The organism is Allostreptomyces psammosilenae, assembly GCF_013407765.1.
GTDB classification, from domain to species: Bacteria; Actinomycetota; Actinomycetes; order Streptomycetales; family Streptomycetaceae; genus Allostreptomyces; species Allostreptomyces psammosilenae.
Genome location: NZ_JACBZD010000001.1, coordinates 3,106,836 through 3,120,028 on the forward strand (window position 1 = coordinate 3,106,836; position 13,193 = coordinate 3,120,028).

11 protein-coding genes, 1 tRNA gene and 1 other RNA gene are annotated in these 13,193 nt (G+C 74.9%); 9 read left to right on the top strand and 4 right to left on the bottom strand.

Annotated features, from left to right (window positions below):
* Positions 1–20: 20 nt before the first annotated feature.
* Positions 21–105: transfer RNA gene (locus FHU37_RS12685), tRNA-Ser, on the bottom strand.
* A gap of 153 nt (positions 106–258) precedes the next feature.
* Here FHU37_RS12685 and ffs point away from each other — a divergent pair.
* From ffs to FHU37_RS12730, 9 genes are all read left to right on the top strand, one after another.
* Positions 259–355: signal recognition particle sRNA small type (ffs, locus tag FHU37_RS12690), an RNA gene on the top strand.
* Between the two features lie 38 nt (positions 356–393).
* Positions 394–2,919, top strand: coding sequence for a DNA polymerase III subunit gamma and tau (locus FHU37_RS12695; RefSeq protein WP_179814296.1), 2,526 nt, complete (start codon positions 394–396; stop codon positions 2,917–2,919).
* A 221-nt stretch (positions 2,920–3,140) separates the two neighbouring features.
* Complete coding sequence (locus tag FHU37_RS12700) at positions 3,141–3,488, top strand: YbaB/EbfC family nucleoid-associated protein (protein WP_179814297.1); 348 nt, start codon at positions 3,141–3,143, stop codon at positions 3,486–3,488.
* 113 nt (positions 3,489–3,601) lie between these two features.
* Positions 3,602–4,201, top strand: coding sequence for a recombination mediator RecR (gene recR / locus FHU37_RS12705; protein WP_179814298.1), 600 nt, complete (start codon positions 3,602–3,604; stop codon positions 4,199–4,201).
* A gap of 343 nt (positions 4,202–4,544) precedes the next feature.
* Positions 4,545–5,150 carry a DUF5063 domain-containing protein gene (locus FHU37_RS12710; RefSeq protein ID WP_179814299.1) on the top strand — a complete coding sequence of 202 codons (606 nt, stop codon included), beginning with the start codon at positions 4,545–4,547 and terminating at the stop codon, positions 5,148–5,150.
* 179 nt (positions 5,151–5,329) lie between these two features.
* Complete coding sequence (locus FHU37_RS12715; protein WP_179814300.1) at positions 5,330–6,598, top strand: aspartate kinase; 1,269 nt, start codon at positions 5,330–5,332, stop codon at positions 6,596–6,598.
* 547 nt (positions 6,599–7,145) lie between these two features.
* Positions 7,146–7,724, top strand: a complete 579-nt coding sequence (locus FHU37_RS12720) for a SigE family RNA polymerase sigma factor (RefSeq protein WP_179816229.1) — start codon at positions 7,146–7,148, stop codon at positions 7,722–7,724.
* Complete coding sequence (locus tag FHU37_RS12725) at positions 7,721–9,379, top strand: hypothetical protein (protein ID WP_179814301.1); 1,659 nt, start codon at positions 7,721–7,723, stop codon at positions 9,377–9,379. Before FHU37_RS12720 ends, FHU37_RS12725 begins: the two co-directional genes overlap by 4 nt.
* A gap of 115 nt (positions 9,380–9,494) precedes the next feature.
* Positions 9,495–10,358 carry an SURF1 family protein gene (locus FHU37_RS12730; RefSeq protein ID WP_179814302.1) on the top strand — a complete coding sequence of 288 codons (864 nt, stop codon included), beginning with the start codon at positions 9,495–9,497 and terminating at the stop codon, positions 10,356–10,358.
* A 92-nt stretch (positions 10,359–10,450) separates the two neighbouring features.
* On the opposite strand, the gene FHU37_RS12735 is transcribed toward FHU37_RS12730, so the two are convergent.
* The 3 genes from FHU37_RS12735 to FHU37_RS12745 all read right to left on the bottom strand — a co-directional run bounded on the left by FHU37_RS12735 (position 10,451) and on the right by FHU37_RS12745 (position 13,139).
* Positions 10,451–10,834: a nucleotide pyrophosphohydrolase gene (locus tag FHU37_RS12735; protein ID WP_179814303.1), complete on the bottom strand. Its 384-nt coding sequence runs from the start codon at positions 10,832–10,834 to the stop codon at positions 10,451–10,453.
* Between the two features lie 142 nt (positions 10,835–10,976).
* Positions 10,977–12,050 (bottom strand): NHL repeat-containing protein, encoded by a 1,074-nt coding sequence (locus FHU37_RS12740; protein ID WP_179814304.1) that lies wholly within the window; start codon positions 12,048–12,050, stop codon positions 10,977–10,979.
* Positions 12,051–12,149: 99 nt separating this feature from the next.
* On the bottom strand, positions 12,150–13,139 hold the full coding sequence (locus FHU37_RS12745; RefSeq protein ID WP_179814305.1) for a hypothetical protein: 990 nt from the start codon (positions 13,137–13,139) through the stop codon (positions 12,150–12,152).
* Positions 13,140–13,193 lie beyond the last annotated feature (54 nt).

The following is a 13,193-nucleotide window of genomic DNA, read 5'->3' on the forward strand; positions in this document are numbered from 1 at the left end:
CTGCCTGGTCAGGCAGGGTGCGGAGGATACGAGATTCGAACTCGTGAGGGGTTGCCCCCAACACGCTTTCCAAGCGTGCGCCCTAGGCCTCTAGGCGAATCCTCCGCGGAGAACAATACAAGACTCGTGGGGGTGGTCGCGAACATGGAGGGCGGGGGGAGGAGGGGGCGGGGCTGGGGAGGGGGCGACGGGGGAGCGCGGGCGGGGACGGGGTGGGGTGGGTTTGCGGGGGAGGGGCGGGGATCCAGTAGGGTGTGGAGCAGCCCCTCGTGCGGCGTTATCCCACCCAACCCCCCCAGGGCCGGAAGGCAGCAAGGGTAAGTGGGCTCTGGCGGGTGCACGGGGGGTCTTGTCGTTCCGGGCTTGTCCGTCCGGCCCGCTATCGTCGAAGGCGTGTCCCTCGCCCTTTACCGCCGTTACCGTCCGGAGACCTTCGCGGAGGTCATCGGCCAGGAGCACGTGACCGCGCCCCTGCAGCAGGCCCTGCGGAACAACCGGGTCAACCACGCGTACCTGTTCAGCGGGCCGCGCGGGTGCGGGAAGACGACCAGCGCGCGCATCCTGGCCCGTTGCCTGAACTGTGAGCAGGGGCCGACGCCGACGCCCTGCGGGGAGTGCCGGTCCTGCCGGGACCTGGCGCGGGGCGGGCCCGGCAGCCTGGACGTCATCGAGATCGACGCCGCCTCCAACGGTGGCGTGGACGACGCCCGTGACCTGCGGGAGAAGGCGTTCTTCGGGCCGGCGTCCAGTCGTTACAAGATCTACATCATCGACGAGGCCCACATGGTCTCGTCCGCGGGCTTCAACGCGCTGCTCAAGGTGGTCGAGGAGCCGCCGGAGCACCTGAAGTTCATCTTCGCCACGACCGAGCCGGAGAAGGTCATCGGGACCATCCGGTCGCGGACCCACCACTACCCGTTCCGGTTGGTGCCGCCGGCGGTGCTGCGCGATTACCTGGCCGAGGTCTGCGCGCGCGAGGGGATCGCGGTCGAGGACGGCGTGCTGCCGCTGGTGGTGCGGGCCGGGGCGGGGTCCGTGCGGGACTCCATGTCGGTGATGGACCAACTGCTGGCCGGGGCCGGCGACGACGGTGTGACGTACGCCATGGCGACCGCCCTGCTCGGCTACACCGACGCGCGGCTGCTGGACGAGATCGTCGACGCCTTCGCCGCCGGGGACGGGGGCGCGGCCTTCGAGATCGTCGACCGGGTGGTCGAGGGCGGTCACGATCCGCGCCGCTTCGTGGCCGACCTGCTGGAGCGGCTGCGTGACCTGGTGCTGCTCGCGGCCGTCGAGGAGGCGGCGGAGAAGGGCCTGGTGGACGCGCCCGCCGACCGGGTCGAGGTGATGAAGGCGCAGGCGTCCGTGTTCGGCGCGGCCGAGCTGAGCCGCGCCGCCGACCTGGTCAACGCGGGGCTGACCGAGATGCGCGGCGCGACGTCGCCGCGGCTCCAGCTGGAGCTGATCTGCGCCCGCGTGCTGCTGCCGGGGGCCGAGGACGACGAGCGCTCGCTGCGCGCGCGGCTGGAGAAGCTGGAGCGGCGGATCGCGCTGGGGGGCGTGGCCGCGCCGGTGTCCGGCGGGGCCGTTCCCATGGCGGGGGCTCCGGTGGCGGGGGCTACGGGTGCCGGGGCTCCGGTGGCACCGGTGACGACTTCGATGCCGGCGGCTGCGGTGGCGCCGGCGGGTGGGTACGAGACGACGGCCGGCGTCGCGCCGGCCGCTCCGGTGGCGCCGGGCGGGCCGGCCGCGGTGGAGCACGCTGCGGCGGCGCCGCAGGCCGAACCGGTCCGTCCGCCGGCGCCCGCGCCGGGCGGTGGGGCGGCGCCGGGGCGTGCCCCGGGGGCCTGGCCCACCGCCGCGGCGCCGGGAGCGCCTTCGGGTGCGCCGTCCGGAGCAGGAGCGGGAACGGCGGCCGGTGCCACGGCCAGCGCGGTGGGCGAACGTGCTCCGGGGGCGTGGCCGACGGCGGCGCGGCCCGGATCGGGCGTCCCGCAGCCGCAGGGCCACGCACAGCCGCAGGAGCAGCAGCCCGGTCCCTACCGGCCGCGGCCGGAGGCGGAGCCGGCGCACTCGGCGCCGGCCCACGGCGGCGGGCTGTCGCCGGCGGCGGTCGAGGGTGCGGCGCGGGTGCGCCAGATGTGGCCGGAGATCAAGGAGGCGGTGAAGCGGCGGCGCCGGTTCACCTGGATCCTGCTGGACCAGAACGCCGAGGTCGCCGGCCTGGACGGCAACACCCTGCAGATCGCCTTCACCAACGCCGGTGCCCGGGAGAGCTTCGTCCGCAGCGGCAGCGACGAGATCGTGCACCAGGCGCTGATCGACGCGTTGGGCGTGGACTGGCGCGTCGAGGCGTTCGTGGATCCGTCGGTCACGCCCGGCGGCGGGGGCGGCGCCGCCGGTCGCGGCTTCGGCGGTGGCGGGAGCACCGGCGGTGGCTTCGGCGGTGGCGGTGGCTTCGGCGCGGGCGGAGGCGCGGCGCAGCGGGGGCCCGGTGGTCCGCCCTCCGGTGGGTACGGCCCCGGGGCGTCGGCGCCCGCCGGGGTCTCCGCCGCGCCCGGGAACGGCTTGCCGCCGGGTGCGGGGGGTACGGGCGGTGCGAGCGGCCCCGGTGGCCCCGGCGGGGTCGGGGCGTCGTCGACGGCTGCCGGCGGCGGCCGGCCGGCGGGCGGCCCCGGTGGTGGCCCGGGGGTGTCGGGCGGCGGCTCCGGCTACAGCGGTGGCTCGGGCTTCGGCGGCGGAGCGGCGTCCGGTGCGGCGGTCGCCTACGGCGGCGCGTCGGCGGCGCCCGCGGTCGCGCCGGAGGACGACGTGCCCGCGGACGACGACCCCGACCTCGACGAGGCGGCGCTGTCCGGCTACGACCTGATCGTGCGGGAGCTCGGTGCCACGCTGATCGAGGAGATTCCGAACGAGTAGCGGGCGGGCGGCGGGAGCGCTCCGGGCGGCCCCCGTCGGCCCCCGGGCGGCCGGTCGGGCCGGGCCCGTCCGTGCCGGCGGTTTCCGGCCGTGCGGCCGTGGCGCATCGCGCGCGGGGAGCGCGTAGGCTCGCTCCCGAACGGCGAACGCGCTACTCCCGGGTACCGGAGGAAAGGTGCCGGTGTCCGCCCGGGAGCGACGAACGAGGCAGGAGCCAACCCGTGATCCCAGGTGGCGGGCCCAACATGCAGCAGCTGCTGCAGCAGGCCCAGAAGATGCAGCAGGACCTCGCCGCGGCGCAGCAGCGGCTGGCCGAGGCCGAGGTCGAGGGCAGTGCCGGCGGCGGCCTGGTGAAGGCCACGGTCAGTGGCACCGGTGAGCTCAAGGACCTCTCCATCGACCCGCGGGCCGTCGACCCCGAGGACACCGAGACGCTCTCCGACCTGATCCTGGCGGCGGTCCGGGACGCCAACCAGGCGGCGGTCAAGCTCCAGGAGGAGACGATGGGGCCGCTGGCGCAGGGGCTGGGCGGTCTGGGCGGCGGCGGGATCCCCGGTCTGCCGTTCTGATCGGTTTCTGTCCGGTTCTGTCCGGTTCTAAACGATTCTGAATGGAACGGACGGCGCACCGTGGCGGGTAGGGCGGGGGCGGTTTCGGTTGGGCGCGGGACGGAAGGCGTGACGTGTACGAAGGTGTGGTCCAGGACCTGATCGACGAGCTGGGCAGGCTGCCCGGTGTCGGTCCGAAGAGCGCGCAGCGCATCGCCTTCCACGTCCTGCAGGCGGACCCGGCGGACGTGCGCCGGCTCGCGCACGCCCTGACGCAGGTCAAGGAGAAGGTTCGTTTCTGCACGGTCTGCGGAAACGTCGCCGAGGGCGAGCAGTGCCGCGTCTGCGCCGACCCGCGCCGCGACCCGGCCGTCGTGTGCGTGGTCGAGGAACCGAAGGACGTCGTGGCGATCGAGCGGACCCGCGAGTTCCGCGGCCGGTACCACGTGCTCGGCGGGGCGATCAGCCCCATCGAGGGCGTGGGCCCGGACGACCTGCGGATACGCGAGCTGCTGGCCCGGCTGGCGGACGGCACCGTCACGGAGCTGATCCTCGCCACCGACCCCAACCTGGAGGGCGAGGCGACCGCCACCTACCTGGCCCGGATGGTCAAGCCGATGGGCCTGAAGGTGACGCGGCTGGCCAGCGGCCTGCCGGTGGGCGGGGACCTGGAGTACGCCGACGAGGTCACCCTCGGCCGTGCCTTCGAGGGGCGCCGGCTGCTGGACGTCTGACGGCCGCGCGCCGGGCGGCCCCGGACCGACGGCGCGGTGCGCGGTCGCCGCCGGGGCTGCCGCGGCAGTCGCGGCGCGCCGTGTGACTCCCGTCTCGTGCGGCCGCTCCGGTTCGTGTCCTGCTGGCCGGGACGGCGCCCGCGCGGCACAGTGGCTCCGGGCAACAGCGGCACCGGCGCCGCCGGCCGATCGTCGGACACCCGTTGACGTCGACCGGTTGCCCAACCACCCGCTAGGCAGCTAACCAGGTGATACGGACAAGACCCTCCCGCCCGATCGGCTCCCGCGAGCCGTAGGAGGGAAGGCGAGGAGAAGGTCGACTTCTCGGGAGGTACGGGACCCCATGGACACCGCGAACAGTTCGATCCCCGGTCTGGTCTCCGACGACCTGAGCGAGTTCACCGAGCAGATCGCCGACCAGGTGAGCAGCTTCGTGGCGGCGGTCACCGAGGTGGCCCGGGGCGAGCAGCCCGGGCAGGCGGTCTCGGTGCTGCTGCTGGAGGTGTCGCAGCTGCTGCTGGCCGGTGGCCGCCTCGGGGCGCTCGCCGACGTCGTGCCGGAGGCGGTGTACGAGCCGGACTCGCCGAGCGTGCCGGACGAGGACCGGCTGCGCGAGCAGCTGGCCACGCTGCTGGAGCCGATCGACGTCTACTCCGAGGTCTTCGACCCCTACGTGGCCGGCGCCGCGCCGGTGACCTGCCGGATCTCCGACGACCTGGCGCTGATCGTGGCGGATCTCACCCACGGGTTGGAGCACTACCGGGCCGGTCGGCTGGTCGAGGCGCTGTGGTGGTGGCAGTTCTCCTACCTGTCCAACTGGGGGCTGACGGCGGGCGCGGTGCTGCGGGCGCTGCAGTCGCTGGTGGCCCACGTGCGGATGGACACGCCGCTGGAGAAGGGCGTGGAGTCGCTGGAACCGGAGCCCGGCCCGCCGTCCGCCGCCTCCTGAGAACCCCTCCTGAGAAACCAGCCTGAGAACCCATCCTGAGACCGCCGCCTGGGACTGCTTCGTGGGGCCGCCTCACGGGCGCCGGGCCGTCATCTCAGCATGCGTTCGGCCCGGGGCGCTCGCGACCAGCCTCGTTAGACTTGACCGACCGCTGGACCCCGAGAATCCGAGGAGCGCACGTGGGCCTTGTCGTGCAGAAGTACGGAGGCTCCTCCGTTGCGGATGCCGAAGGCATCAAGCGCGTCGCCAGGCGAATCGTCGACACCAAGAAGGCCGGCCACCAGGTCGTCGTCGTGGTGTCCGCGATGGGTGACACGACGGACGAGCTGATCGATCTCGCCCAGGAGGTTTCGCCGATCCCGGCCGGCCGCGAGTTCGACATGCTGCTGACCGCGGGGGAGCGAATCTCCATGGCCCTGCTGGCCATGGCGATCAAAAACCTGGGCCACGAGGCCCTGTCGTTCACCGGTAGCCAGGCCGGCGTGATCACCGACTCCGCGCACAACCGCGCGCGGATCATCGACGTCACGCCCGGTCGGATCTCCGCCGCGCTGGACGCGGGCGCGATCGCCATCGTCGCCGGCTTCCAGGGGGTCTCGCAGGACAGCAAGGACATCACCACGCTCGGCCGCGGCGGCTCGGACACCACCGCCGTCGCGCTGGCCGCCGCGCTCGGCGCCGAGGTGTGCGAGATCTACACCGACGTCGACGGCGTGTTCACCGCCGACCCGCGCGTGGTGAAGAAGGCCCGCAAGATCGAGCGGATCGCGTACGAGGACATGCTGGAGCTGGCGGCGCACGGTTCCAAGGTGCTGCTGCACCGCTGCGTCGAGTACGCCCGTCGCTACAACATCCCGATCCACGTGCGGTCGTCGTTCTCCGGCCACACGGGTACGTGGGTCCAGAACCAGCCCGAAGGGGGCGAAATGGAGCAGGCGATCATCTCCGGCGTCGCCCACGACACGTCCGAGGCGAAGGTCACCGTCGTCGGCGTGCCGGACAAGCCCGGAGAGGCCGCGCGCATCTTCCGCGCCATCGCGGACGTCGAGCTGAACATCGACATGGTGGTGCAGAACGTCTCCGCCGCGGCGACCGGTCTGACCGACATCACCTTCACCCTGCCCAAGGCCGAGGGCCGCAAGGCCATCGACGCCCTGGAGAAGGTGCGCGGCGGCATCGGCTTCGACTCCCTGCGCTACGACGACCAGATCGCCAAGATCTCCCTGGTGGGCGCCGGCATGCGGGCCAACCCCGGCGTGACGGCGACGTTCTTCGAGGCGCTGTCCAACGCCGGCGTCAACATCGAGCTGATCTCCACCTCGGAGATCCGCATCTCGGTGGTCACCCGCATCGAGGACGTCCAGGAGGCCGTCCGCGCCGTGCACACCGCCTTCGGGCTGGACAGCGAGACCGACGAGGCGGTCGTCTACGGCGGCACCGGGCGGTAACCGGCAGCCCGAGCCACCCCGGACACCGGGACGTACGAACGCCCCGGCGCGGCCCGACGAGGAACCGCGCCGGGGCGTTCGCGCGTGTTGCCGCCCCCGGGAGCCGGGCGGTCTCGTGCGGCCGGCCGTGGCCGGTTTTCGGCGTTCCCCGCGGCTCCCGGGAACCACCAGGCCCGGTTGGTTCGTGCTCCCCAGGAGGATGGTCGGAAGGTCTGAAGAACCGGCGGTTTCTGGCCGGCCGAGCACGAGGGGGACGGACCCCATGGAGCGTCGATCCGGCGGGGCGGGGCGGATACAGCCCTCGCGAGGGGAACGCCGTCCCGCTGTCATGGCCGAACTGCTGGCGGCCGAGGCCGTCGAGGCGCTGCCCCGCCGGCGCGCGGCGACGGCCGGCGGCATGCCGGTGATCGCGCGGCCCTCCCGTTCCCGCCCCGTCCTCGCCGACCGCCCGGACCCACTGCCCGCCGCCCCGCCCTCCGCCGCGTCCCCCGCGCACTCGCCCTCGGCCGCTCCCGCCGCGCGCGTCGCGCCCGCCTCCGCGTCCGCCATGGCGGCCGTCCCCGGGCAGGGCACGGCGGGCGCGGGACGTTCCGCCGACGGCCAGCTGGGGGAGACCGACGCCACCGCCCGCACCGGCGCCTCCGTCGACCTGCTGACCGAGACCTACCAGGCGCACTACCGCTCCCTGCTCGGCCTCGCCGCCCTCCTCCTCGACGACACCGCCTCCTGCGAGGACGTGGTGCAGGAGGCGTTCATCCGGGTGCACGCCGCCCGCGGTCGGGTGCGCGAGCCCGAGAAGACCCTGGCCTACCTGCGGCAGACCGTGGTGAACCTCTCCCGGTCCACGCTGCGCCGGCGCATCCTCGGCCTGAAGCTGCTGCCGAAGCCGATGCCGGACGCCGCCAGCGCCGAGGAGGGCGCCTACGACGCGCTGGAGCGCGACGCCCTCATCACGGCGCTGCGCGGCCTCCAGCGGCGGCAGCGTGAGGTACTGGTGTTGCGCTACTTCTCGGACATGACCGAGGTGCAGGTGGCCGAGGCGCTCGGCATCTCCCTCGGGTCGGTCAAGGCTTACGGTTCCCGTGGCATCGCCGCCCTGCGGGCCCGGATGGAGGCGCAACGATGAGTGGCCGGGACGCGGCCGGACCGCCCGACGAACGGGGCCGGGAACACGGCCCGGAACACGGCCGGGAACACGGCCGGGAACACGGCCGGGAGCCGGCACCGGCCGATCCGGCACGGGAGTCCCAGGAGGAGGCGCTCCGCGAGCTGATGCGCCGCTCGGTGTCCGGCATCGAGGCGAGCCCGGCCGCGCTGGAACGCATCCGCCGTGAGGTGCCGAGGCGCCGCGCCCTGCGCCGCAACGCCGTCGCGTCCGCCGTGGCGATGCTCATGGTGTCGGCGGGCACGGTCACCGCCGCCGGGCTGGCGGGCGTCGGCTCGGCGCCGGTGAGCGCCTCCGGGCACGGAGAGGCGGCGGCCGAGGACGGTGCGGCGGCCGGTCCCGAGGCCCCGGGCGGCGCGGGCGATCCCCGGCCCTGGCCGGGCGTCGGCTCGCCCTCCGGCGCGCCCAGCGGCACGCCCGACCCCGGGGCCGGTGGCAGCCCCGGCACGGGTGCGGGATCGCCGTCGGCCGGCGTGTGGCAGGACCTGGCCGGTGGCTCCGGCGGAGCCCTGGCGGTGTCACCCCCGTCCTCCCCGGACGCCTCCCTGCTCTCCGCCCCCACCTGCAGCCGCGACCAGTTGGCGGCGGCGCCCGGTGTGGTGGACGCGCCCGCCTCGGACGGCTCCGTGCACGGCGTGGTCCGGGTGCTGAACGTCTCCACGGCCAGCTGCACGGTGGTCGGAGGTGGCACGCTGACCGCCGTGGTGGTGACGGCGCCCGGTGGCGGGGCCGGCGACCCGGCGGTCGGCGGCGACTCCACCGGCGCCCCCTCCGGGGAGCCGGCCCCGGGCGACTCCACCGGCACCGCCCCAACCACCGGGGACGCCGCGGCGCAGGACGACCCGACGGCGGCGGACGGCTCCGGCACCGCTCCCGGTGGTTCCGCACCCGGCTCCGACGCGGGGGCCGGCTCGGACTCCGGCTCGGACTCCGGCTCGGGATCGGGCTCCGGTTCGGGCTCCGGTTCGGGCGCTGGGACGACGGAGGGCATGGACGGCTCCGGCTCCGACCCGTCCGGCGGCACCGTCCGGGAGGTCCCGGTGCTGCACAGCACCGGCTTCGACGCGTCGGGCCTGCCACCGGCGGACCAGGGCCCCGTGCAGCTGGTACTGCACCCGGGGGACGCCTACGCGCTCGACTTCGTCTGGGTGCCGGACCGGGCCGCCTGCGGCACCGTTCCGGCGGACTCCGCGACGACCGGGGGCGGCACCGCGGGATCGCCGTCCGCCGGCACGTCCGACGGCACGACCACCGGCACGTCCGACGGCACTCAGGACGCCTCGACGAGCTCGGCCCCGGACGGAACCACCGGCTCGGCGGACTCGACGGACCCCGCCGGCAGCACCGCCGGTGGCTCCGGCACCGGCTCGGCCTCCGCCCCGGGGGACGGCGGCGAGGGCGCGGACGGCTCCTCCGGCACCACCCCGACCGCCGGGACCGTCGAGGTGACGCACACCCCGGAGCCGGGCGCGCCGCAACTGGACGCGATCTCCTTCGACGTGCCCTGCTCGGCCGGCACGATCCACCGCGGCTCACCCACCCTGCCCACCAGCACCGGCACCGGCACCGGCACCGGCACCAGCACTGGCACCAGCACCGGCACCGGCATCCGCTGAGCCGCCCGGCAACGGCCGAGCGCGGCCGGACCGCCCCCTGCCTCCGGCACCGTCCGCCCGCCCCCGCGGAGGGGGCGCGCACCGACTTCGCGCGCCCCCTCGTTACCGTTGGAGCGTGTACCGGTTCCTCCGCGAGCCCCGCTGGGCCGCCGCCACGCTGCTCGCCGTCGCCGCCGTCGTCGTCTGCCTGCTGCTCGGCACCTGGCAGCTGGGCCGGTTCGAGGACCGCGTGGACACCCACCAGGCGGCCGAGAACGCCCCCGTGACGACGGACCCCATCCCCGTGGAGGAGGCGTTCGCCGACGGCCCCGACGCGCCGTACGTCGTGCCCCCCGAGGCCGGCGGCAACGCGGCGACCGCCGTGCTGGCGACCGTGACCGGCCGGTGGGACCCCGCCAACGAACTCCTGTCACCCGGCCGGACGGTCGACGGCCAGGAGGGCTTCTACGTCCTCACCCCGCTGCGCACCGACGACGGCCGGGCGCTCGTGGTGGCCCGTGGCTTCGCGCCTGGCGCCGTGGACGGCCCCGCCGCCGACTCCGTGCCGCCAGTGACGGACGACGCCCCCGTCACCCTCACGGTGCGCCTGGAGCGCTCGGAGGAGGGCTCCACCGCGGGCGCCGCGGCCGGCGGCCTCCCGGACGGCCAGATCGCCGCGGTGAGCACCGCCGCCATGATCAACATGCTCCCCTACCCGCTCTACGACGGCTGGGCCTCCGCCACCGAACCGGCGGACGGGCTGCTGGCCGTGCCCTACGAGGCCCCGGCCGGCACCGGCCTGGACCTGCGGGCCTTCCAGAACCTCGGCTACACGGCGGAGTGGTTCATCTTCGCCGGCTTCGTCGTGTTCATGTGGTTCCGCGTGGTGCGCCGCGAGGGGGAGCTGCGCCGGGACCGCGAACTCGGCATCGAACCCGACCCCGCCCCCCGCCCCAGCCGCCCCCACCCCGACCAGCCCACCCCCACTCCCACCCGCTGACCCCCCGCCGACCCACCCGCGGTCCGCTCCCCTCCCGGGGCCCTCCGGCACCTCCCGCCCTCCCCGGGTGTTTCACGTGGAACATCGCCGGCCTACACCACGTCCCCCTCCCGGCCCAGTCCGTCCCCGAGCGCGTCGTACTTCGCCGCGCGCCCCCGGGCCAGCTCCACCGGGTACTTCCGCCGGTTCAGCTCCATCTTCGCCACCAGTGCCCGCTCCAGGTCCACGCCGAGCACGTCCGCCAGCCGCAGCAGGTACGAGAAGACGTCGGCCATCTCATGCTCGACGGCCTCGGCCGACTCGGCGTCCTCCATCACCCGGGCGGACTGCTCCGGGGTGAGCCACTGGAAGATCTCGGTCAGCTCACCGACCTCACCCGTCAGCGCCATGACCAGGTTCTTGGGCGTGTGGAACCGCCCCCACTCCCGCTCCTCCGCGAACTCCGCCAGCGCGTCCTGCAACTCCCGAATACCCATCCCCCACCTCTACCAGCCCACCCGGCCGTGAGTCCCGGTCGGTGGCGGATGACGCGACGGTGGCCCTCGGTCGGTGCGTGGGTACGACGGCGGGCCGCCACCGATCCGGGGGTGGTCGGTGGCGGCCCGGGGGCGTGGGGGATCAGTCGCGGATGGTGGCGTAGGGGTTGGAGGTGGAGGGGGTCGTGGCGTCGTAGGGGGTGACGCCGACCGCCCAGACGCGGCCCTGGTCGTCGGTGTCGGCGCCGTAGAGGTGGCCGGCGCCCGGCACCTGCTCCGTGTGGGTGAAGCGGCCGTTCTCGGTGAGGGTGAGCACGTACTCGCCGGACGGGTCCACGGCGGGGTCCACGGTCTCGCCGACGACGACCGGGGCGCCCTCGGCGTCGAAGGCGATGCCGCGGAGCTGACCGGTCTCGGCGGGTGTGGGCACGCTCCGCCACTCCGTGCCGTCGAAGTGGAGCACGACCGGGCGGCGCCACAGGCGGTTGTCCTCCAGGTGGCCGACCGCCCAGACGTCGTCCGGGCCGCGCGCGGCGAGGTCTGCCACGACGACGTCCTGGAAGCGTCCGGGGAGCGTCTGCTCGCTCCAGGTCTCGCCGTCGAAGTGGGTGATGCCGTCGTAGCCGGCGAGGTAGACGTCGTCGTCCGCCAGCGGGAGCACGGCGGCGGTGTCCAGCCCGTTCGCGGCGGGGAGGTCGTGGGCCTTCCACCCGCCGTCGGCGGAGCCGGTCAGCACCAGGGGAGTGCGGCCCTGGGTCTCGCTGTAGGCCCAGCCGGTCGCCCACACGGTGCCGTCGGGGGAGACCTCGACGGAGCTGAAGCCGCCGAAGTCGCCGTCGGGCAGCGGCACCTGGTGGACCACCTCCCAGGCGGCGCCGTTCCAGCGCTGCACGATGGGGAGGTCGCTGGCTCCCTGGGTGCTGCCGACCGCCCACACCTCGTCGGCGGAGCGCACGGCGATGTCGTCGAGGCGGGCCTCGGCCAGCGGCTGCGGGGTCTCGACCCAGGCGTCGCCGGTCCAGCGCAGCGCCGCCGGGGCGAACGGGGCGTCCTCCGGGATGTGGATGCCGACCGCCCAGGTGGCGCCGTCGGCGCTGGAGACGTCGTACAGCACGGTGTCGGTGAGTGCCGGCGCGACCGGCCGCCACTGGGCGCCGTCGGCGAAGGCGGGGGCGGCGCCGGTGGCCGCGGCGACCAGCCCGGCGGCGAGCGCCACGGCCAGACGGTCACGGCTGCGACTGCGGCCGTGGCTACGGGGGTGGGTGTGGGACATGGTCCCCCTTTCGGAGTGGTGTGGGCGGTCGGTGTGCCGCGGTCAGCCGGCGGAGGCGGTTGGTTTGGTGGCGGGCACGTCCTTGCTGCGCGCGGCCGCCCACGGGTCCCCCGCTTCGGTGGTGCCGGACGGTGCCTGGAGGTCCGGGACGGCCGGCACGGTCCGGCCCCACCGCGGGTCGGTGACGATCCGCCGCAGTTGGTCGACGGTCAGCGGTTCGGCGTTGCCCGGGTTCGGGGTGAGGCGGTGGCGGTTCCAGCCGTTGTTCGCGTCCGGCCTGGACTGGGTGAGGCGGATCAGCAGACCGTCCGGCCGTAGCAGCGTCGCGGACGCCATGGTGGATGTCGAGTCCTGATCAAGGACCAGCAGCGAGCCGTCCGCCAGGGTGCTCGACGTGCAGTTCCCGGTCGACGTGGGCCGCGACGGGCAGGTGGGCTGGTCGTCTCCCGCCTCGCTGACCTCCAGCAGGAGCTCCCACGCTTCCGTGTCGGAGGCCCGCAGCAGGGCGACGCGTACCGGGAGCAGCGGGTCCGGCGGGCTCGCGTCCGGCGACGTGGCCGACGATCCACCGGGGGCGGCCGGCGATCCACCGGGGGCGGCCGACGATCCCCCTGGTGGGGCCGACGACTCACCGGGCGGGGGCGCCACGCCGGTGGAGGGCGTTCTGCTGGGGGAGGGGGTCCCGCTCGGAGTGGACCCGGCGGCCTCCTCGGCCCCGAGCAGGGCCAGCAGCGTGGCCAGCGCCGACTTGTCGGTGAGCGGCAGCATCGACACGGGCGACGCGGTGCCGCCGGCCTCGCCGCTCGCCGCCGGCGACACCGGCGCGCTGGACGGCAGGGTCAGCGTGGTGGCCGCACCGGCGATCAGCACCACCACGGCCGCCGTGGCCACGCTGGCCATTCGGGCCCGGCGCTGCCGCGCCTCCCGCCGACCCCGCTCCACCGCCCCCGCCACCAGGCGGTTGGGCGAGGGGAGCCGCACCGTGTGCGCCACCTCCCGCAGCGCCTCCGGCACGCGTTCGTCATCCCTCATGCTGTCTCTCCTCTCGTTCGGGTCGTGGTGCCGGTGATGTCTGTGGGAGCAGTG